Annotated in this window: 21 protein-coding genes; 6 read left to right on the top strand and 15 right to left on the bottom strand. The window is 67.0% G+C overall.

What is annotated here, in order from left to right:
- Positions 1 to 37: 37 nt before the first annotated feature.
- From ACZYZ5_RS10670 to ACZYZ5_RS10650, 5 genes are all read right to left on the bottom strand, one after another.
- The gene (locus ACZYZ5_RS10670) at positions 38 to 646 is read right to left on the bottom strand and encodes a nucleoside/nucleotide kinase family protein (protein WP_463901657.1); all 609 of its coding nucleotides are present in this window, start codon (positions 644 to 646) and stop codon (positions 38 to 40) included.
- A gap of 98 nt (positions 647 to 744) precedes the next feature.
- Positions 745 to 1269 (bottom strand): hypothetical protein, encoded by a 525-nt coding sequence (locus ACZYZ5_RS10665; RefSeq protein ID WP_463901655.1) that lies wholly within the window; start codon positions 1267 to 1269, stop codon positions 745 to 747.
- Positions 1270 to 1303: 34 nt separating this feature from the next.
- Positions 1304 to 1630: a GYD domain-containing protein gene (locus tag ACZYZ5_RS10660; protein WP_463901653.1), complete on the bottom strand. Its 327-nt coding sequence runs from the start codon at positions 1628 to 1630 to the stop codon at positions 1304 to 1306.
- Between the two features lie 110 nt (positions 1631 to 1740).
- The gene (locus ACZYZ5_RS10655; RefSeq protein ID WP_463901651.1) at positions 1741 to 2217 is read right to left on the bottom strand and encodes an NUDIX hydrolase; all 477 of its coding nucleotides are present in this window, start codon (positions 2215 to 2217) and stop codon (positions 1741 to 1743) included.
- On the bottom strand, positions 2214 to 2849 hold the full coding sequence (locus tag ACZYZ5_RS10650; RefSeq protein ID WP_463901649.1) for a hypothetical protein: 636 nt from the start codon (positions 2847 to 2849) through the stop codon (positions 2214 to 2216). Before ACZYZ5_RS10650 ends, ACZYZ5_RS10655 begins: the two co-directional genes overlap by 4 nt.
- Positions 2850 to 2969: 120 nt before the next feature.
- On the opposite strand from ACZYZ5_RS10650, the gene ACZYZ5_RS10645 reads away from it, so the two are divergent.
- Positions 2970 to 4178: an alanine racemase gene (locus tag ACZYZ5_RS10645; protein ID WP_463901647.1), complete on the top strand. Its 1209-nt coding sequence runs from the start codon at positions 2970 to 2972 to the stop codon at positions 4176 to 4178.
- A 33-nt stretch (positions 4179 to 4211) separates the two neighbouring features.
- Here ACZYZ5_RS10645 and ACZYZ5_RS10640 read toward each other — a convergent pair whose 3' ends face one another.
- Together ACZYZ5_RS10640 and ACZYZ5_RS10635 are read right to left on the bottom strand one after the other, a co-directional pair.
- Positions 4212 to 5126 carry an MBL fold metallo-hydrolase gene (locus ACZYZ5_RS10640; protein ID WP_463901645.1) on the bottom strand — a complete coding sequence of 305 codons (915 nt, stop codon included), beginning with the start codon at positions 5124 to 5126 and terminating at the stop codon, positions 4212 to 4214.
- Positions 5123 to 5551: a winged helix-turn-helix transcriptional regulator gene (locus ACZYZ5_RS10635; RefSeq protein WP_463901643.1), complete on the bottom strand. Its 429-nt coding sequence runs from the start codon at positions 5549 to 5551 to the stop codon at positions 5123 to 5125. Before ACZYZ5_RS10635 ends, ACZYZ5_RS10640 begins: the two co-directional genes overlap by 4 nt.
- A gap of 98 nt (positions 5552 to 5649) precedes the next feature.
- Between ACZYZ5_RS10635 and ACZYZ5_RS10630 the strand changes: the two genes are divergently transcribed.
- A complete protein-coding gene (locus ACZYZ5_RS10630; RefSeq protein ID WP_463901641.1) occupies positions 5650 to 6510 on the top strand; it encodes an SDR family oxidoreductase in 861 nt (286 codons plus the stop codon).
- Here ACZYZ5_RS10630 and ACZYZ5_RS10625 read toward each other — a convergent pair.
- From ACZYZ5_RS10625 to ACZYZ5_RS10590, 8 genes are all read right to left on the bottom strand, one after another.
- Positions 6497 to 7849, bottom strand: a complete 1353-nt coding sequence (locus ACZYZ5_RS10625) for an MFS transporter (RefSeq protein ID WP_463901639.1) — start codon at positions 7847 to 7849, stop codon at positions 6497 to 6499. The genes ACZYZ5_RS10630 and ACZYZ5_RS10625 overlap by 14 nt on opposite strands.
- Positions 7850 to 7860: 11 nt before the next feature.
- Positions 7861 to 8574 (bottom strand): FadR/GntR family transcriptional regulator, encoded by a 714-nt coding sequence (locus ACZYZ5_RS10620; RefSeq protein WP_463901637.1) that lies wholly within the window; start codon positions 8572 to 8574, stop codon positions 7861 to 7863.
- Positions 8575 to 8584: 10 nt separating this feature from the next.
- A complete protein-coding gene (locus ACZYZ5_RS10615; RefSeq protein WP_463901635.1) occupies positions 8585 to 9712 on the bottom strand; it encodes an L-talarate/galactarate dehydratase in 1128 nt (375 codons plus the stop codon).
- Positions 9713 to 9807: 95 nt separating this feature from the next.
- Complete coding sequence (locus tag ACZYZ5_RS10610; RefSeq protein ID WP_463901633.1) at positions 9808 to 10728, bottom strand: AEC family transporter; 921 nt, start codon at positions 10726 to 10728, stop codon at positions 9808 to 9810.
- Between the two features lie 123 nt (positions 10729 to 10851).
- Complete coding sequence (locus ACZYZ5_RS10605) at positions 10852 to 12180, bottom strand: enolase C-terminal domain-like protein (protein WP_463901631.1); 1329 nt, start codon at positions 12178 to 12180, stop codon at positions 10852 to 10854.
- A complete protein-coding gene (locus ACZYZ5_RS10600; protein WP_463901629.1) occupies positions 12177 to 13796 on the bottom strand; it encodes an aldehyde dehydrogenase (NADP(+)) in 1620 nt (539 codons plus the stop codon). The genes ACZYZ5_RS10605 and ACZYZ5_RS10600 overlap by 4 nt, the downstream gene beginning before the upstream one ends.
- An 11-nt stretch (positions 13797 to 13807) precedes the next feature.
- Complete coding sequence (kdgD, locus tag ACZYZ5_RS10595; RefSeq protein WP_463901627.1) at positions 13808 to 14722, bottom strand: 5-dehydro-4-deoxyglucarate dehydratase; 915 nt, start codon at positions 14720 to 14722, stop codon at positions 13808 to 13810.
- 130 nt (positions 14723 to 14852) lie between these two features.
- The gene (locus tag ACZYZ5_RS10590) at positions 14853 to 15737 is read right to left on the bottom strand and encodes a LysR family transcriptional regulator (RefSeq protein ID WP_463901625.1); all 885 of its coding nucleotides are present in this window, start codon (positions 15735 to 15737) and stop codon (positions 14853 to 14855) included.
- A gap of 141 nt (positions 15738 to 15878) precedes the next feature.
- On the opposite strand from ACZYZ5_RS10590, the gene ACZYZ5_RS10585 reads away from it, so the two are divergent.
- The 4 genes from ACZYZ5_RS10585 to ACZYZ5_RS10570 are packed head-to-tail and all read left to right on the top strand — an operon-like array spanning position 15879 to position 19419.
- Complete coding sequence (locus ACZYZ5_RS10585) at positions 15879 to 16880, top strand: Bug family tripartite tricarboxylate transporter substrate binding protein (protein ID WP_463901623.1); 1002 nt, start codon at positions 15879 to 15881, stop codon at positions 16878 to 16880.
- Between the two features lie 5 nt (positions 16881 to 16885).
- Positions 16886 to 17470: a tripartite tricarboxylate transporter TctB family protein gene (locus ACZYZ5_RS10580; RefSeq protein WP_463901621.1), complete on the top strand. Its 585-nt coding sequence runs from the start codon at positions 16886 to 16888 to the stop codon at positions 17468 to 17470.
- 9 nt (positions 17471 to 17479) lie between these two features.
- Positions 17480 to 19018, top strand: coding sequence for a tripartite tricarboxylate transporter permease (locus ACZYZ5_RS10575; protein ID WP_463901619.1), 1539 nt, complete (start codon positions 17480 to 17482; stop codon positions 19016 to 19018).
- Positions 19015 to 19419 (top strand): universal stress protein, encoded by a 405-nt coding sequence (locus tag ACZYZ5_RS10570; protein ID WP_463901617.1) that lies wholly within the window; start codon positions 19015 to 19017, stop codon positions 19417 to 19419. The genes ACZYZ5_RS10575 and ACZYZ5_RS10570 overlap by 4 nt, the downstream gene beginning before the upstream one ends.
- The last annotated feature ends 49 nt before the right edge of the window (positions 19420 to 19468 follow it).

Raw genomic sequence — 19468 nt, 5'->3', positions numbered from 1 at the left:
GTGCCGGGGCCCGGCCGGGTTCCCGGTCCGTGGGACGTCAGGCGGGGCCGGCGGGGGAGTGCTCCCCGGCCGGCCCTCCGCAGGCACGGGTGATGGCGGCTTGCAGCCGGGCCAGCACCTCGGCCGGCTGCCCGTCGGCGGGGATTCTGGTAAACCCCGGGAATTCCGGGAGTGACCGGTAGGCCTCGCCTAAGGACTCAAGGTCTTCGAAGCGCTCGGAATCGGTGCCCCGCGCGAGGATCCGTTCGTGCGCCACGCGCGGGTCAATGTCGAGGTAGATGAGCAGATCGGGCCGGGGGAGTGCGCGGATCAGGAACGGCAGCACACGTCCGCGGGGCAGTCCGTACATCCGGCGCAGCGCGAGCTGGCAATGCAGGTCCCGGTCCATGACCACCAGGCCGTGAAAGCGCCCGGCGCGGCGGTGTGAATTCAGGACGTTAAACGTCCGGACTGCCGTTTCAATAACGTCCGCCAGCCGCGCGGGCAGGTGAACCCCGAGCCTGGCACTGATAAGAGACATCTGCCGGCGACCGGCATAATTGCCGAGAAACAGGGCGCCGTTCCCCGCGTCGCGGGCGGCATCAACCAGGCCGCGTGCCGCCGTCGTTTTTCCTGAACCGTCAATTCCGATGAGCACGATCAGCAAGCAGTCTCCTTTGGTGGGGGTGGGTGTTGGGCCGCTACCCACCCCAACGAATGGAAGCCAGGCTTGTTCCCCGGCCGGGGCGGTCCGCGGTGCCGCTGTCAGAGATTGTGCGCCAGCAGTTCGAGCCCGATGACCACCAGGCTCAACACTACTTCGGCGAACATGATCAGGGCTTTGTGGCGGACCGGCAGATCGAGCCGCCGGATCGCGAGGTAGCCGACGACGAGGAGCGTCACGACAAGGACGACGGTTGCCCACTGCAGTGCCACGGCAGTCGACCAGAGGCCGAGGCCGGCCGCCGTGAGGAGCAGCAGCGGAGTCACCAGGACGCTGAGGGACTCGGTGCTGACGGCAATCATGTGGTGCAGTTCCGGACCGCTGGGGAGCTGGGCGTGAACCGTCAGATGGCTGAGCAGATCGGCAACGAAGATCCCCAGCAGGGAACCAACGACCACGATGCTGAGGGTTACGGCCGCGGCAGCGGGCGTCGTCTCGTCTGCGTGGCTTCGAAGGGCCAGCACCACAGCCAGGCTGGTGAAGCTGATGTAGACGCGCTCCTTGAGGCTCGCTGCGCGGTGGACGGCAGACAGCTCACGCCGCCCGGTCGGTTCGATTGCACTCATCGGGGGAGTCCTCTCTGTGCGTGGGACGGGAACGTCAGGTGCCAGGAGCCCGGTACCCGACCTCCGCGGCCATCCGCAGGGCGTCCAGAGTTTCGTCGACTGTCAGCAGCACTGTTGTTTCCAGCGAACTCAGTGCTCCGCCTCCCGTGATGGCCAGCGCCACCGCGGCCATGGACACGTTGTTCGGGGCCTCCCACAGGTTGTAGCCGTCGTGGCTGCCGAACGCATACCAGAAGCCGTGGAGCTTACCACCGACCGACTCGATGTACGCCTGGGCGGCTTTGCCGCGGTCCTCCGGGTTGCTGATCATCCTGGCCCACGTCTCAGGGGTATAGCTGAACTTCGACAGATAGAGCGGCATCGTTATTCCCTTTCGTTCGCTTCCGGGAGTGCGGATTACCCAAGGATGGCAGTCCGCTGCCGGGCCAGCAATGGCAGGCGGCGGTCAGGGAGGCGGCCGGGACGCCGCCATCAGGTGCCGCGGCGCTCCAGATGTTGGATCAGCGCGTCAAGGATCGGCAGCTGGCCGCTGACCAGCTTGGTGCGGGCTTCCTCCACCCCGGTCCACCTGGCGTCGTCAACCTCGGGGTAGTTGCGGACCGTGCCGGATCCCTTCGGCCATTCCAGGGCGAAGGTGTTGCTCACGATCCGTTCGGGAGCGAAGTCGGACTCGGCCGAAAAGACCGTGATGATCTTTCCTGAGGGTTGCCGAAAGGCGCCGAGTTCGCAGTAGTCGGCGGATGGCGCAGGAGTTCCCATTTCTTCGGCGAACTCACGTTCGGCGGCGGCCAGCGGGTCCTCGTCGGGAAGGTACTCGCCCTTGGGAATCGACCAGGCGCGGGCATCCTTGCGCGCCCAGAACGGTCCGCCCATATGGGCTATCCACACCTCGACGTCGCCTCCACCGCCCCGGCGGTACAGGAGAATACCAGCGCTCCGTACTGTCATTGCCCACCTTCTGTCCGGGGCGGCGCGGGGTCCTGGTCCGGTCCTGCTCCGGCGCCGCTGGCCGGGAGGAACTGGCGGTTCCGGATCCGTGATGCGCCGAAGTCGATGGCCAACGGGGTGATTGGCCACGGTCCGCGGCCCCGGGATCTGGGGCGGCCGACGGCGATGTGGGGTGTCCAGTGCGGGTACCTGAAACCGAGGGCGGGTGAGCCGAGGATGAAGTCATCGACGTTGTCCACCAGCAGCTCGTCCAACAGTTCATGCAGCGCCGTCACGAGGGAAACCTGGTAGTCCCGCACATGCTGGGGCACTTCCACTTCCAGCCCGCTGACGCGCCCGCCGCCCAGCAGGACCAGCCGCTCGGACGTCCCGGAGAAGCCTCCCAGCACGGGCAGCTCCTCCAACCAGGAGACCGCCGTGCCTGCGGCGTCCTCGGCGGTCGTGATGCCCCTGGTCCACTCCGCGATGTCCCGGGCGAAGTCCGCGAGGACGCCGATGTGCAGCAGGGTCAGGTGCAGCCCCCGCTGCCTGCGCAGCGCGTCGACCTGGCTGCCCAGTTCCTCGTAGTCAGCGGTCCCGGCGCCAATGGTGAGTACGGGCACCTCCACCGTGATGCGCGGCGGCGTTTGCATTCGGTCCCCTCCCGTCCGCAGCGGCTGCTGGCTCTCGGTGCCATTATCCTCCCGGGCGGCAAACCTGGCAGCTCGAGTTTGGCAGGTCGATTTTGGCGGGCGTCATGGCACAATAGCCCCGTGAGCAGCCCGAATCAGCCCCAGAGTGTCCCCGATGACAACGCGGCGGCGGGGATGCCAGCCGCCCCGGCGTATCCACAATTGCGGCTCAATATCGATGCCCTCGAAAACAACATCCGGGTGATGGCCTCCTGGTGCGGGCAGCGGGGGGTGGAGCTGGCCCCCCACGTCAAGACAACGATGTCCGCGCCGGTCATTGCCCGTCAGGTGGCTGCCGGCGCCGTCGGTGTCACCGTCGCCACCGCGGACCAGGTCGCCTCGGCGCTGGGCTGGGGACACCGGCACGTTCTTGTGGCCAACGAGGTCGTCGATCGGTACGGCCTGATGCGCCTCCGGTCCTGGCTGGAGGAAGATTCCGGACGGGAAATCCGGTGCTTCGTGGATTCTGCTGCCGGTGTCGAGGCGGCAGCCCGGGTCTTCGCCGGGGCCGCCGTCAGCCTGGAGGTGCTGATCGACGTCGGGACACCGGACGGCCGCACGGGTACCCGGAGCCTCGACGATGCCCTTCGCCTGGCAGGGCTGGTCCAGGGGACGCCCGGCCTCCGGCTCGTCGGTGTTGCCGGTTACGAAGGCGTGGTGCCCAACAGCCGGTCGGAGTCCACGGTCGACGCCGTCGACCGGCACTGCAGGCTGGTGCGGGATGTGTATCTGGGCGCCGCGCAGTACTTCGAGACAGCCGCCCCCATCTACTCCATGGGCGGGTCCGCCTTCCCGGACCGCGTCGTGGCGTACCTTCCGGACGACAGCCTGGTGCCCGGTACCCGGAGGATCCTCCGGTCCGGCTGCTATGTCACCCACGATCACGGCACCTACGCCGGCGTCAGCCCGGTGCCGGGCCTGGTTCCCGCGGTTTCGGTCCGGGCCGTGGTCCTGTCCACGCCTGAACCGGGGATGGCCGTCGTCGGGGCCGGCAAACGGGACCTTCCCTACGACGCCGGTCTGCCGGTTTTGCTGTCAGCCCGCACCGCGGACGGCGCCCTCAGGGACGGGGCAACCGCCGTCGTGCGGAACCTGTTCGACCACCATGCAGTCCTCACCGGGGTGAGCGGACTGGACGTCACCGACGTAGTTGACTTCGGGATATCGCACCCCTGCTCGGCGTTTGACCGCTGGCCCGAATACGTCGTTACCGACGGCGGCGAACAAGCCGCCTGGGTGTGGCGCACGGACTTCCACCGGTCCTCCCTGGCCACGGGCCCGCTGCCGTGACCTGCCGCCACTGACCAACCCTCCGGGACAGCGCTACCGGCCCAGTGCCCGGAGCAGGCCGAAAGCCCGGACGAGCAGGAGCCGGACGGCCTGGAAAGCGGACTCCAGCCGGCAGGGCCCGTTCCAGATGATGAAGTTCGCGGAACGGTGCGCCCCGGGGCGGCCGGCGGTCCGGGCGGCCGCGTCCCGGATCGCGTGCAGGTCCGCGACCGTCAGCGGGAGGGGAGCTTCACCGGGGTGGCAGGTTGAGCCGAGCGGAAAGTCCCTGAACGGCCGGGCCGACATTTCGATGTGGGCGCCAAGAACCACCCTGACGGGATGTGCCGCGCTGAAGTCGCAGAGAGCGCGCAGCGAATCCTGGAAGGCCGGAAAATCCTGCACATAGAGCCGGCCGGGATAGACCGTGTCCCCCGTGAGCAGCATGCCCGTGTCCTCGTCATAAATGGCGACGGCGGACGGATGGTGCCCCGGCGTCGGGATCACCTCAAGCACCCGGCCGCCAAGGTCCACGCGGGCTCTGCCGCGGGGCCAGTCGTCGATCCCGAAGAACGCGGCAACGTCCTCGGCGGAATGTCCCACGACCCGGGTGTGCGGCCGGTCTGTGAACTGCCGGTCCCCGGCGACGTGGTCCCCGTGGGCGTGCGAGTGGGCGACGATGAGTTCGTAACCGTCCCTGGGGCGCGCGCGCAGCCAGCCGTCTATGAGGGTGTCGACCGTCGCCCGAAGCGGAAATCCGGTGGCGTCCGCCGTCGCGCCCGTATCTAGAAGGAAGGCACGGTCCTCACCGAACAGCAGGTAGAGGAACGGTGCCTCAAAATTCGTCTCGATGCTCTGCCGGAGCAGGACCGTGCCGGCCGCGGCCGGGTGCACCTGGATCGGCGCGGCCGCGCCGCGTCGGCCGGACCTCGTCCCCGCGTACCAGCGCACGTCAAGATCGAGTTCCGTCACGGCGCTGCTGGCCTGTTCGCGGCTTCTGCGGTTCCCGCAGAGCCGGCGGCGCCGGGGGCGTTGACGATCTCGTCGGCGTGCTCCGCAATCCAGGTCACCAGCGGGAGGAGCACGGCAACAAGTTCCCGGCCACGGTCGCTGAGACTGTAGTCGACCCTGGGCGGGATGACCGGCTGGGCATCGCGATGGAGCAAGCCGTCCCCTTCCAGCGTCTTGAGGGTTTGGGCCAGCATCTTCTCGCTGATGCCTTCGGCCCGGCGCCGCAGTTCGCTCCAGCGCTGCGGGCCGTTCCACAGCGCCACCAGGATCAGCACGCCCCATTTGCTGGAGACGTGATCGAGGACCGTCCGGCTGGGACAACCGGCGGGGAAGATCCCATCCGCGCCCTGCAGCGGAAGCAGGGCCACGTCTGTACTTACTTTCATAGCAGTACCTTACTTCAAAGTGCGTACTCTCTTTCGGGAAGTATTGCCGTTTCGGTGCCGTTGGTATGGATGTCAGCCATCCCCGTGAAAGGACCATCATGACCATCGTTATCACCGGCGCCACCGGACAGCTCGGGCGCCTCGTTGTTGAAGCCCTCCTCGAGAGCGGCCTACCCGCGGGGCAGATCGTGGCCGCCGGCCGGGATCTGGGCAAGGTCGCAGACCTCGCCGGCCGGGGCGTCCAGGTCCGGCAGATCGACTACCAGGACCCGGCCTCCCTGCGGCACGCCTTTGTTGGTGCCGGCAAGGTGCTGCTGATCTCGGGCAGTGAGGTCGGCCAGCGCCTTGAGCAGCACCGGAATGCCATCGAGGCGGCCAAGGACGCCGGCGTCGGGCTGATCGCCTACACCAGCATCGCGAACGCCGACCGCACGGACATGCAGTTGGCGGCGGAACACCAGGCCACGGAAGAGGCCCTGTCGGCGTCCGGACTGCCGTTCACACTGCTCCGCAACGGCTGGTACCTGGAGAACTACACGGACCAGCTGGGCAGCTACCTCCAGCACGGCGCCGTGCTCGGCAGCGCCGGAGACGGGCGGGTCAGCGCGGCCACCCGCGCCGACTATGCCCGCGCCGCCGCGGCGGTGCTTCTCCGCGATGACCAGGCCGGGAAGGTTCATGAGCTCGGCGGCGATGTGCCTTTCACCCTCAGCGAGCTGGCTGAGGAAGTCAGTGCCGCCGCCGGCCGGCCGGTGACCTACCGTGACCTGCCCGTGCAGGAATACGCGGAACTGCTGGTGGGTGCCGGACTGCCCGCGGGCTACGCGGCCATCCTCGCGGACAGCGACCGGGGCATCGCGCGCGGTGAACTGCTCGTGACCAGCGGTGACCTCCGCAGGCTCATCGGCCGGCCCGCAACTTCCCTGCGCGAGGCGGTGCGGACGGCTACGGCGCAGTGACGGCTTCCCGGGAAGTCCGCCCGGCCCCGTCCTGTGCCCGGGAGCCGCTGTGGGTGCTGCGTTCCCTGAGGAAATAAACCAGGCCGGCGGCGGCCGTGGAGGCGGCGGCCAAGGCGAAGAGCCCCGGCGCCACGATTCCCGTCTGTTCCTTGATGATCCCGAATCCGAAGGGCGCCACGAAGCCGCCCAGGTTGCCCAGTGAGTTGATGATGGCGATCGCCGGAGCGAGGACCAGCGGATGGAGGCCGGCCTGGGGGATGGTCCAGAACAGGGGGGATGCGCTCTTGAAGCCCATCGCGGCGACGGACAGGAAAACCAGCGCCAGGACCGGGGAGGCGACGGCCGCCGCGAGCGTCCCGGCAGCGGCGACCAGCAGCGCAGCCACCAACAGCGGGCGCTTGGACATCGCCTTGTCCTGCCACCTGGCCATGAAGTACATGGCAACGATGGCGCACACCCACGGAATGGAGGACAGGAATCCGACACTGAGGTCCGTGGTTCCCGGGATCCGCCTGATGATGCTCGGGAGCCAGAAGGTGTTGGCGTAGACCGAGAGCTGGATGGCGAAGTAGATGCCGCACAGCAGCAGGATCTGCGGATCCAGGAGCATCTTCCAGCGGCTGGCACGTCCTGCCCTGGCGCCGTCGTGCCGGGCGTCCTCTTCCGCGATGGCAGCGCTCAGGGCGGACTTTTCACCGCGGCTCAGCCACTTGGCGTCCTGGACTGTGGCGTCCAGCAGGAAATACACGGTTATCCCGACCACCACGGAGAGCAGGCCTTCGAAGCCGAACAGCCACTGCCAGCCGCGCAGGCCCAGAGCGTCGTGAAGGCTGAGCAGCATTCCGGCGACGGGCCCTGAGATGGCGGCGGCGACTGAGGATCCAGCGATAAAGATCGCCGTGGCCTTGCCGCGCTGGCCTGCCGGCACCCATCGGGCGAAGTAGAAGATGACCGCTGGGAAGAATCCGGCCTCGGCGGCGCCCAGCAGGAACCGCAGGACGAAGAACCAGGTCTCGTTCTGCACGAACGCCATCAGGAAAGAGACGACACCCCAGCTGACCATGATCCGGGAGAGCCAGATCTTCGCCCCGAACTTCTCCATCATGACGTTGCTGGGCAGTTCGAAGATGGCGTAGGCGATGAAAAACAGTCCGGCGCCCAGGCCGTAGGCTGCGGCACCGATGCCCACGTCTGCTTCCAGCTGTGCCTGGGCGTAGCCGATGTTGGACCGGTTGAGCTGGTTGCACACGAGCATGACCAGCATGATGGGCAGCACCCGCCGGAAGAACTTCGTCGTGGCGGTTGCCAGGTCGGTGACAGCGGTGTCCGCAGACTGCATCCGGTCAGTCCCTAGCTGTCGGCCCGGCGCCCGGCAGCGGGCGTGCGGAGCCGGCGACGGGAGTTTGCCAGATGGCTGCGCATGGCGGCCGACGACGACGCTCCGTCGCCCTCGGCGATGGCGGCGTAGATGGACTCGTGTTCCAGCACCACTTGCTCGAAATGCTCCCGCACGTGGTGCTCGCCGCCGGTCATGAGGCGGGTCCGGGGCATGGCGATCATGGTCTGTCCCAGCGCCGCCAGGCAGTCGGAATAGAACGGGTTCCCGGTGGCGGCGGCGATGGCCCGGTGGAACTCATAGTCGGATTTCATGGCGTGCGCCGGGTGGCTCCCGCTGGCGATGAACTCCGCCAGCGCCGTCCGGACCGCCTGCAGCTGCCGTTCCGAGCGGTTCCCGGCCGCCAGGGCGGCAGCCTCGGACTCGACGCCGATGCGGAACTCGAGCAGCTTGGCGCGGTCTTCCAGGCTGACCACCGGCCGGGTTCCGGGCACCGGATGCGCGTCCGCCGGGGGAGGGGTCAGCGCAAAACTGCCCCGCCCCCGTTCGGTTTCGACGAGCCCTTCGGCCTGCAAGCGGGTGAGCGCGGAGCGGACCACTGTCCGGCTGACGCCGAACTCGCCGATCAGGGTGTTTTCGCTAGGAAGCTTCTCTCCCGGCTGGATGACGCCATCGACAATGCGCATGCGAAGATCGGCGGCGAGGTCCGCGGTCAGGTTCCGGCTCATGAGTACAAGGTTACTTGCCGAATTCCACCGATTCGGTCGTCCAGGCCCGCGCCTGGTCGCTGAGCGTGATGCCCAGTCCGGGACGGTCCGGAACCAGCATGCGGCCGTTCTTGGTTTCGAGGCGTTCGTTGAAGAGCGGATCCAGCCAGTCGAAGTGCTCCACCCACGGTTCGCGCGGGTAGGCTGCGGCGAGGTGCAGGTGGATTTCCATCGCGAAGTGCGGGGCCAGGCCCAGGCCGCGCTCATCCGCCATGGCAGCGAGGCGGAGGAACTGGGTGATGCCGCCGACGCGCGGCGCATCGGGCTGGATGATGTCGCAGCCGTTGGCCTTGATGAGGCCCTGGTGTTCGGCGACGGAAGCCAGCATTTCGCCGGTGGCGATGGGGGTATCCAGGATTTGGGCGAGGTGTGCGTGGCCTTCGAAGTCGTAGGCGTCGAGGGGCTCCTCGATCCAGACAAGGTTGAATTCCTCCAGCTGGCGGCCCATCCGCAGGGCGGTGGCGCGGTCCCACTGCTGGTTGGCGTCGACCATCAGCGGCACGTCCCAGCCGATGTGTTCGCGGATACCGGCCACACGGCGGAGGTCCTCGGCCGTGTCCGGCAGGCCCACCTTGATCTTGATGCCGCCGATTCCGTCGTCCAGAAGGGTCGTGGCGCGGGCCTTGACCTCGTCGAGCGAGGCGTTCAGGAAGCCGCCGGAGGTGTTGTAGGTCTGCACGGAGTCGCGGTAGGAGCCGAGGAACTTGGCCAGCGGCAGTCCGGCGCGCTTGGCCTTGAGGTCGTAGAGCGCGATGTCAATGGCGGCGAGTGCCTGCGTGGCGACGCCGGAACGGCCGACGGACGCACCCGCCCAAAGGAGCTTGGTGTAGAGCTTGCCGATGTCGTTCGGGTCCTCTCCGATAATCCCTTCGGCGACCTCCTTGGCGTGGGCGTACTGGGCCGGGCCTCCGGCGCGCTTGGAGTAGCTGAAGCCGATTCCGCTGTGGCCCTGCTCGGTGGTGATTTCGGCGAAGAGGAAGACAACTTCAGTCATGGGCTTCTGGCGCCCGGTGAAGACTTTCGCGTCACTGATGGGGACGGCGAGCGGCAGCCGCGCGGTGGAAAGTTTTACGTGGCGGATCAGATCTACGCTGGTCATGGATTCTCCCTGGAAGTATTGCCGGGCTTCACCGCCCCGCACCTACTTAGGATACAAGTCAATAACTTGTATAACAAGTATTTCTGGAAAAAACCCTAGCCGAGCAGCCAGGCGGCGACGAGGAGCGCTCCGGCGCTGAGGATGGTGGTGCAGAGGATCACGTCGCGGGCCATCGTCATGCCCCGCCCGTAAGGGGAAGCGAAGAGGAACACGTTCTGGGCGGTGGGCAGGGCCGCCATGATGACGATCGCCAGCAGGTGCTGGCCCTCCAGGCCAAAGACGAAGCGGCCCAGCGCCCACACGATGAGCGGCATCCCGGCAATCTTGAGGGCGGTGGCGACCAGTGTCTCGGTGCGGCCGTCCCCCTTCTGCAGGGGCGCCTTGCCGGCCAGGGAGAGGCCAAAAGCGAGCAGGACCATGGGGACGGCCCCGCCGGCGAGCATATCGATGGGTTTCTGGAGCAGCTCCGGTGCGTTCCAGCCGGTCAGGGCGGCGGCGGCGCCCAGCCCGGACGCGATGATCATCGGATTCGCGAACGGCTGCAGCAGAAGCCTTTTCCAGGAGATCCTGGAGCCCCCGGCCAGTCCCAGGACGGTGAGGTAGAACGGGGCCATGACCAGGATCTGCACCAACAGCACCGGGGCCACGTGCTGCGCGGTTCCGACGGCGTAGAGCGACACGGGGATGCCGATGTTGTTGGCGTTGGCATAACTGCTGGCCATGGCGCCGACGGCGGTCTCGGCGACGGGCCGCCGGAAGAAAAGGAAGCTGAGCAGGCAGTAGAGAACCCCCACGGCCGCCGCGGACAGCAGCGCCAGCGGGGCATCCGTGCCCAGCGCGGCGCGGATGTCACTTCCGGCGACGACGGTGAACAGCAGCGCGGGGTTGGTGACGTAAAAGGCGGTGCGGGTGAGGGCGCCCTGGACCTCGGGCCCCAGGATCCGCAGCCGCGCGGCGCAATAGCCGACGGCGATGACTGCGGAGACAATCAGGATTCCTGAGACAACGCCGCCCAAAATTGGTCCTTCGAAGGTAGCTGCGGGCCGGTTTCCGGCCGGACATGGGAATCCGCACGGCCGGCTCCGGTTGCGAGGGGAGACGGCCGTGCGGGGTTTCAGGGGCGACCTGGGCCGCGCCGACTAGCGGACCAGGCAGGGCCGCTTGGGGTCGAAGGTCCAGCCGTCGACGTAGTACTGCATGCCCATGCTGTCGTCGCGGGCGTCGAGCCCGTGCTCCAGATACAGCTGGTGTGCCTTGTCCAGAGCGGCGCGGTCCAGCTCGATTCCAAGCCCCGGAGCCGCCGGAACTTCGATCGCGCCGTCCCGGATCTGCAGCGGTTCCCGGGTGAGGCCCTGGCCGTCCTGCCAGATCCAGTGCGTGTCCAGCGCCGTGATCTCGCCCGGGGCGGCCGCTCCTGTGTGGGTGAACATGGCCAGGGAGATGTCGAAGTGGTTGTTCGAGTGCGAGCCCCAGGTCAATCCGAATTCGTGGCATAGCTGCGCCACCCGGACCGAGCCGTGCATGGTCCAGAAATGCGGGTCGGCCAGGGGGATGTCGACGGCGTTGCTCCGGATGGCATGGGACATCTCGCGCCAGTCCGTGGCGATCATGTTGGTGGCCGTTCTCAGCCCGGTGGCGCGGCGGAACTCCGCCATCACCTCGCGGCCGGAGAACCGGCCCTCAGCGCCGCAGGGGTCCTCGGCGTAGGCCACCACGCCCTGCATCCGCTTGCCCAGGCGGACGGCTTCGTCCAGGAGCCAGGCGCCGTTGGGATCCAGCGTGATCCGCGCTTCCGGGAAGCGCCGGGCCAGGGCAGTGACCACGTCCACCTCGGCGTCGCCGGAGAGCACACCGCCCTTGAGCTTGAAGTCGCTGAAGCCGTAGCGTTCCTGGGCGGCTTCAGCCAGGGCCACCACGGCCTCGGGGGTCATGGCCTCCTGCCGGCGCAGCGTCTCCCAGCGGTCTGCCGGGTTTTCCTCCACCAGATACGGCAGGTCCGTCCGGGTGTGGTCGCCGATGAAGAAGAGGTATCCGAGCATCGGTACCGAGCCGCGCTGCTGCCCGTCGCCCAGGAGTTCCGCGACGGGGACGCCGAGGAACTGGCCATGGAGGTCCAGCAGTGCTGATTCGACGGCGGTGACGGCGTGCACGGTGGTGCGCAGGTCGAAGGTCTGCAGACCCCGGCCGCCGGCGTCGCGGTCCGCAAAGGCCGTCGAGACTTCCCGCAGCAACGAGCGGTAACGTGCCACGGGCCGGCCCGCGATCAGCTTGCCCGCCTCCTCGATGGTGCTGCGGATCTTCTCCCCGCCGGGCACTTCACCGAGGCCGGTGCGGCCGTCCGAATCGGTCACGATGACGATGTTGCGGGTGAAGAACGGGCCATGCGCGCCGCTAAGGTTCATCAGCATGCTGTCGTGGCCCGCGACGGGAACGACTTCGACATGGGCAATGGTGGGCTGCGTGGTCACGCGTTGACCTCCGCTTTCTCGGTTGCTGCAGCAGTGTCGACGACGCCGTTGATTCGGCGGTTCAGCCGCCACGGATTGCCGTCCCGGAGCGGCGCCGGCAGCAGTTCCTGGGGCAGGTTCTGGTACGCGACCGGCCGCAGGAAGCGGTTGATGGCCAGGGTGCCCACGGAGGTGGTCCGGGTGTCCGAGGTGGCGGGGAACGGGCCGCCGTGGACCATGGCATGCCCGACCTCGACGCCGGTGGGCCAGCCGTTGACGATGATCCTGCCGACCTTCTGCTCCAGTACCGGCACGAGGGGCGCCGCCGACCGGTAGTCGGCCGGGGCGAGTTGCAGGGATGCGGTGAGCTGACCCTCGAGCCGGCTGGCGGCGTCGATGAGTTCCTTGGTGTCCGAATACCGGATCACCAGGCTGGCGGCGCCGAAGACCTCCGCGTGCAGCACGGGGTTGGACACGAACTCGGCGACACTGGTGCCGAAGATGGCGGGGGGCGGGGCGTTCTCGGTGGCACCTTCGGCGCCCAGCCCGAGGACGCTGACATTGTCGGCGGAGCCCAGCGCCTCCGCGCCGGAGTTCCGGGATCCGGCGATTCCCGCGGTCAGCATGGTCTGCCCGGCGCAGGAGGCCACAGCCCGGCCGACGGCGGCGGCAAATTTATCGCCCGCCGCACCGGTGGGCGCGAACAGCAGCCCGGGGGAGGTGCACAGCTGTCCTGAGCTGCCCGTGACGGCCGCAACGTACTGGGACGCCAGGGCGTCGATTTCATCGGCGTCGCCGGCGAGGGCTCCGGGGAAGACGAAGACCGGGTTGAGTGAGGACATTTCCGCGTAGACGGGAATCGGCTCCGGCCGCGCGGCGGCGGTGCGCATCAGGGCGATGCCGGCTGACTGTGAGCCGGTGAAGCCGACGGCCTTGATCGCCGGATCAGCGACGAGGGCCTGGCCAATGCTGCTGCCGGGTCCGTAGATAAGGGAGAACACGCCCGGGTGGAGGCCGAAGTCCTTGACGGCTTTGACAATCGCCTGGCCGACGAGCTCGCCGGTGCCCGGGTGGGCGTTGTGCGCCTTGAAGACCACCGGGCAGCCGGCGGCGAGGGCGGAGGCGGTGTCCCCGCCCGCCGTCGAGAAGGCCAGCGGGAAGTTGCTGGCGCCAAAGACTGCCACCGGACCCAGCGGGATCTGTCGCTGCCGGATGTCAGCCCGCGGCAGGGGAGCGCGGTCCGGCAGTGCGGGGTCGACCCGGACGCCGCGGAAATCGCCCTGCCGGACAACCGCAGCGAAGAGGCGGAGCTGGCCGGCGGTGCGTGCCCGCTCGCCCTGCAGTCTCGCGGCCGGCAGGCCGGTCTCGAGACCGGCACGCGTGATGAGCTCCTCGCCGATCGCCTCGATGTTATCGGCGATGGCCTCCAGGAAGCCCGCATGGGTCTCCGGGTCAAGGGTGCTGAAGGACGGGTAGGCTGCGGCGGCGGCGGAGGTCGCCGTCGCGAGCTGTCCTTCGGTCAGCAGCGAGTAACCGGGCTCCAGCTGCTCGTTGTTGACGGGGTTGTAGCCATGGGCGGTCTTGCCGTCCCCGGGTACCGGCTGGCCTGCGATCAGTGAGTGTCCGTTGAGGGTCACGGTGCGTCCTCCTAGGAAAGGGTTGCGATGAGGGCTGTGAGGTCGGCGAGGTCCTCCGGTGCGAGGTTCTGCAGGGGTGGGCGCACTCCGCCGGCGGAGCGGCCAATCGCGTCGAGGCCGCCCTTCACGATGGAAACGGAGTAGCCCTTCACCCGGTCGCGGATGTCCAGGTAGGGGATCACGAAGTCGTTGAGCTTCTTGTTGACGGCAACGCGGTCCTCGTTGCGGACGTCCTGGTAGAAGTCCAGGGCGAACTGCGGGACGAAGTTGTACATCGCGCTGGAATAGGTGCTCATGCCCAGCTGGAGCAGCGGCAGGGCAAACGTCTCCGCAGTGGGAAGGCCCCCGAGGTAGAACAGGCGGTCGCCGAGCTTGGCGTAGACGCGGGCGTCGTGCTCAAGATCGCCCACGCCGTCCTTGAAACCGATCAGGTTCTCATGGCGGTCCGCCAGGGTGGCCACCGTGGTGTCCTTGTAAATGGCATTGGCGCGGTTGTAGATAATGACGCCGAGTGAGGTGGACTCGCAGATGGCGCCCACGTGGTCGATCAAGCCGCCCTGGTCCGCTTCCGTCAGGTAGGGCGGCAGGAGCAGGATGCCGTCCGCGCCGGCCGCTTCGGCGGCCTGGGCGTTGCCGATGGCCTGCGCGGTGGACCCGCCAGCTGAGGCCAGGACGGGCACCAGTGCACCGACCTCCTCGACGGCGGCACGGACCACCCTTGCCGACTCGTCCGGTGTCAGGGAGAAGCCTTCGCCGGTGCCGCCGGCGGCAAAGAGGCCCGCCACCGGGAAACTAGCCTGCCAGGCCAGGTGCTTGCGGTAGTTCTCCTCATCGAATTGCAGCTGCGCATCGAATGAGGTCACGGGGAACGACAACAGGCCGTTCTTGAGGGTGTCTGCGAGTTCCTGGGGTGTGTACTTTGTCACGATGTGGTCCTCCGGGTGAGCGCCGAGATGGGCGTGAGTGGGTCGGTTCCCCTCCAGCGTAGGCTCGGCGATCATGCCTGTCTAAGTTCATTTTTGTATGTATTGATACTCTCTGTGCATCATCAGAGATTTACTCCATTTGGTAGTCGAGCTCAGTCAGGAGCCGGCCCAGTGCCGGGTTTGCCACCTTGCGGTTCCAGATGGCGTGCAGTTCCACGGGTTCCCCCGGGCTGCCGCTCAACGGCAGGAATTCAACACCGTGGATTCCCAGGGCCGTGGCGGAGTGCGGCACGAAGGCGACGCCGCGCTTGGCGGCGACCAGCGAAACCATGGTCAGGATCTGGCTCACGGTGTGGACTACATTGCCGTGCTGGATGGGGAACGTGCGGATCACGAGGTCGTAGAAGTACCGGGCCTGCAGCGGCGAGTGCATGATGAGCGGCTCGTCCTTCAGCTCGTCGTTGTCGATGTCCCGGCCCAGGCCTGCCAGCCGGTGACCGGACGGGACGGCGAGGACCATGGACTCGCGGTACAGCAGGTGGGAATCAAAAACATCGCGGTCAAAGGGCGGCCGGGCCAGGCCCAGATCCAGTTCGCCGGTCTGCAGCGCCTGGATCTGCTCGCCGGTCACCAACTCCTGGAGGTCGATGTCGACGTCGGGCAGCCGCGTGGAAATCTCTTCGAGCAGCGGACCCAGGATGCTGAGGCCGCTGGCGGCAGTGAAGCCGATGCGCAGCAGGCCCGAGCGGCCGGAGGCGATGCGGCGCGCGGTCACGGGGGCACGCTCGGCGAGCGCCAGCAGGCGCCGGGCCTCGTCGAGAAAGGCTACCCCCGCGTGCGTGAGCTGGACCTTCCGGTTGTCTCGCTCGAGGAGTTCCGCGCCGACGCTCCGCTCCAGTTTTTGGATCTGGCGGCTCAGCGGCGGCTGCGTCATCTGCAGGCGCTCCGCCGCGCGTCCGAAGTGGAGTTCTTCCGCGACCGCGATGAAGCCGGCCAGCTGGTCAAAGGTAAACATGATGCCTTCCTGGTATCACCCCATGCATATTTGGGCTTAGACAGGCATCATAGCGGCTCCCTACACTCGGTTAAGCGAACCGGCGTGATGCGGTTCACAATGCTTCCGGGGCAAGGCCCCGACCACCAACGAGGAGTTCCAATGATGCACTTCCCTTCGCGTCGCACCGTGCTCGGAGCGGCGTCCGCCGTCACACTCTTGGCGCTGACCGCCTGCGGCAACGTCGCCGGCGGGAGCGCCGATTCCGCCAAGTATCCCAACGGGCCCGTCAACCTCACTGTGGGACAGGCGCCCGGCGGCAGTACCGACCTGATCGCCCGGGCCATCTCCGAGGGCGCGTCCAAGTCTCTCGGCGCCCCGGTGCCGGTGGTAAACAAGCCAGGTGCCAACGGCGCCCTGGCCAGCAAAGAGGTAGCCGGCAAGCCCGCTGACGGACAGAACCTGATCCTGCTCAACGCGTCCCTGATCACCATCACCCCGCTGGCGGTCACCGCGGATGAGGCTGTGAACATCGATGACTTCGATGTCATTGCCGGGTTGTCCCAGGACGACTACGTGCTGGTGGCCAGCGAAAAGTCCGGATTCAAGACGATCACAGATGTGACCGGAGCTGGCCGGAACATCACCTTCGGCACCACCGGCGTTGGTACCGGCAGCCAGCTGGCGCAGACCGTGCTGTTCAAGCAGGCCGATGTGAAGGGAACTGACGTTCCGTTCGACAGCGGCAAGCCGGCACTGACCGCGGTCCTGGGTAACCAGGTGGAACTGGCGACGGTTCAGCTCGGCGAAGCAATGCCGCAGATCAAGGCCGGCAAGGTCGCCCCGCTCCTCGTCTTCTCCGAGGAGCGGAACTCCTTCCTCCCGGACACCCCGACTGCCAAGGAATCGGGCTATGACGTCCCCGTGGCCCAGTACCGGGCAGTCGCTGCCCCCAAGGGCACCCCGCAGGACGTGAAGGACAAGCTGCTCGCCGCGTTCCGGGAGACCTTCAAGTCGGATGCCTACAAGGCATTCAACGAGCAGAACCTGCTGACCCCGAAGGAAATCTCCGGCGAGGAAGTTGTCACGCAGTGGAAGGACTACGCCGCCAAGTACAAGGCATTGGTGGAGAAGTACAGCATCAGCCTCAACGGGACGAAGTGATCCGAGTGACAGCAACACCCAAAGTGCCCGCCGGAGAGGGAAGCCACGCGGCTGTCCGCTCCGGCGGGGACGCCCCCGGCATTCCTGTTGACCTTCCGGAGGACTTCACACCGGAACAGCTCGCCGCCCAGTGGGAGGAAGAGAAGCCACCGGCCGCCGGTGCCCTGGCCAATTCGGCCTCCTCGCTTGTGGTCCTTGGCGTCGGCATCGGCGCGCTAGTCCTGTCGGTGGCAATGGGGCTGGGAACCCCGGCCGCACCGCAGCCCGGACTGTGGCCGTTCATGATCAGTTGCGTCATGGTGCTTCTGGGACTTTTCCAGCTCATCGTCGGGCGGCACAACCGGGACGCCGAGAAGTTCACCCGCATGTCCACGGCGCCCCTCACCGGCCTCGTCACCCTCGCCGCCATGGTTGCACTCATGCCGGTTATCGGGTTTGAGCTGCCCGCCCTCGTCCTGTGCGTCATCTGGATGCGGTTCCTCGGCGGCGAAACCTGGCGCTCAACGCTGCTGGTAAGCGCCATCGTCGTTGCAGCGTTCTACGGCATCTTCGTCCTGGCGCTCAACACCTCCATTCCCCACCTTTTCTAGGAGACCCCCGTGGATTTTCTGAATCCCGTGATCAACGGCTTTGCCGTCGTCCTGGAGCCGACCAATCTCCTGTACTGCCTGATCGGCGTCGTCATCGGCATGCTGATCGGGGTGCTGCCCGGACTGGGGCCCGCGGCAACTATCGCCATCCTGCTCCCGCTGACCTACAACGTCGAACCCGTCACCGCCATCATCATGCTCGCCGGAATTTTCTACGGGGCACAGTACGGCGGAACCATCACCTCCGTACTCCTCAAGCTTCCAGGTGAGGCATCATCGGTGGTCACGGTCTTCGACGGCTACCAGATGGCCAGACAGGGCAAAGCCGGAACGGCCCTCGGCCTGGCTTCCATCGGTTCTTTCGTCGGCGGCACTGCCGCCATCATCGGCCTGACTTTTCTTGCGCCCATCGTGGCGAGTTTCGCCCTGGACTTCGGACCTGCCGAATATTCGGCGCTGGCACTGCTCGGAATTCTGCTGGTGGCCACGATCAGCAGCGGCTCCAAAACCAAGGCACTCATCGCCGCGGCCCTGGGCCTGCTGCTGGCGACGGTCGGCCGCGATATCTTTACCGGTGAGAGCCGCTTCACCTTCGGGAGCCTGGAGCTGGCCGACGGCATCGACTTCGTACCGATCGCCATGGGCGTCTTCGGCCTGGGCGAAATCCTCTACAACCTCGAGGAGCGCCACCGGGCGGCAAAAGCCCCCTCCAAGGTAACGAACGTATGGCCCTCGAGACAGGATCTCAAGCAGGCATCCGGTTCCATCGGACGCGGCTCAGTCCTGGGCTTCTTCCTTGGCATCCTGCCCGGCGGCGGCGCGACCATCGCCTCCATGGCGTCCTACGCCATGGAGAAAAAGCGTGCCAAACAGCCCGAGCGTTTCGGCAAGGGAGCCCCGGAAGGCGTGGCCGGACCGGAAACCGCCAACAACGCGGCCGCGACATCGTCGTTCATTCCGCTGCTTACGCTGGGGATCCCGGCCAACGCCACCATGGCGCTGATGTTCGGTGCCCTCCTGATCCAGGGCGTCACCCCGGGTCCGCAGCTCGTCGAGGAGAACCCGGAGTTGTTCTGGGGCGTCGTGAACTCGATGTACATCGGCAATATCCTGCTGCTGATCATGAGCCTGCCGCTCGTGGGCCTGTTCGTGAAGATCCTTCGCGTGCGCGCAGCCATCCTGGCCCCCGTCACCGCCCTGATCACGCTGCTGGGCGCTTACACCATCAACAACAGCATGTTCGACGTCACCTTGGTAGTGGTCTTCGGCGTCATTGGCTACCTGATGAAGAAATTCGGCTTCGAACCGGGACCGCTGGTGCTGGCCTTCGTCCTGGGCTCGCTTCTGGAAAGCTCCTTGCGGCGTTCGCTGCTGGTCTTCGGTGGCGACCCGGCGGGCTTCTTCAGCCGTCCCATCTCCGCGACCCTGCTGATTGTCTTTGTGCTTGTGGCAGTGCTCCCGGGCATCCGCGCACTGCTCGCCAAACGGAAGGTCTCCGATTCGGGAGCGCCCGCACCGGAATACATCAAGGAGAAGGAGAACGTATGAGCATCATAGTCGGATTCGTCCCCACACCAGCGGGAGAGGCCGCGCTCACGGCGGGCATAGCCGAAGCGCAACTCCGGAACGAAGACCTGGTCATCGTCAATTCGGCCCGGGAAGGTGCGCTGGTGGACAAGGCCGTGGCCACTGCCGGGCTCCTCGAGGAGGCCGCGAAGCGAGCCGCGGATGCCGGCGTCACAACGTCCGTGCTGCAGCCGTCCTATCAGCACGACCTCGCCGATGAGTTCCTGGAGCTCGCGCGGGAGGTCAACGCTTCGCTGATCGTCATCGGACTCCGCCACCGCTCCCAGGTGGGCAAGTTCATCATGGGCAGCCATGCCCAGCGCATCTTGATCCAGGCCGATCGTCCCGTCCTCGCGGTAAAGGCCAACGGCGCAGGGCGCTAGGATCTCTCAGCGAGCAGTCCCGAAAAAGGGGCGGGCCCGAACCATTTGG

The organism is Pseudarthrobacter ribosi (assembly GCF_055412865.1).
Note: the sequence above shows the minus strand (reverse complement) of the source record. Positions and strands in the feature narration are given on the sequence as shown.

What these genes read in the sequence shown, in the direction of transcription:
- ACZYZ5_RS10590 (WP_463901625.1), bottom strand. Translation starts at nt 15,737, where the DNA reads ATGTTTACCTTTGACCAGCTGGCCGGCTTCATCGCGGTCGCGGAAGAA.
- ACZYZ5_RS10635 (WP_463901643.1), bottom strand. Translation starts at nt 5,551, where the DNA reads ATGAAAGTAAGTACAGACGTGGCCCTGCTTCCGCTGCAGGGCGCGGAT.
- ACZYZ5_RS10620 (WP_463901637.1), bottom strand. Translation starts at nt 8,574, where the DNA reads ATGAGCCGGAACCTGACCGCGGACCTCGCCGCCGATCTTCGCATGCGC.
- ACZYZ5_RS10660 (WP_463901653.1), bottom strand. Translation starts at nt 1,630, where the DNA reads ATGCCGCTCTATCTGTCGAAGTTCAGCTATACCCCTGAGACGTGGGCC.
- ACZYZ5_RS10650 (WP_463901649.1), bottom strand. Translation starts at nt 2,849, where the DNA reads ATGCAAACGCCGCCGCGCATCACGGTGGAGGTGCCCGTACTCACCATT.
- ACZYZ5_RS10665 (WP_463901655.1), bottom strand. Translation starts at nt 1,269, where the DNA reads ATGAGTGCAATCGAACCGACCGGGCGGCGTGAGCTGTCTGCCGTCCAC.
- ACZYZ5_RS10630 (WP_463901641.1), top strand. Translation starts at nt 5,650, where the DNA reads ATGACCATCGTTATCACCGGCGCCACCGGACAGCTCGGGCGCCTCGTT.
- ACZYZ5_RS10615 (WP_463901635.1), bottom strand. Translation starts at nt 9,712, where the DNA reads ATGACCAGCGTAGATCTGATCCGCCACGTAAAACTTTCCACCGCGCGG.
- ACZYZ5_RS10625 (WP_463901639.1), bottom strand. Translation starts at nt 7,849, where the DNA reads ATGCAGTCTGCGGACACCGCTGTCACCGACCTGGCAACCGCCACGACG.
- ACZYZ5_RS10655 (WP_463901651.1), bottom strand. Translation starts at nt 2,217, where the DNA reads ATGACAGTACGGAGCGCTGGTATTCTCCTGTACCGCCGGGGCGGTGGA.
- ACZYZ5_RS10570 (WP_463901617.1), top strand. Translation starts at nt 19,015, where the DNA reads ATGAGCATCATAGTCGGATTCGTCCCCACACCAGCGGGAGAGGCCGCG.
- ACZYZ5_RS10585 (WP_463901623.1), top strand. Translation starts at nt 15,879, where the DNA reads ATGATGCACTTCCCTTCGCGTCGCACCGTGCTCGGAGCGGCGTCCGCC.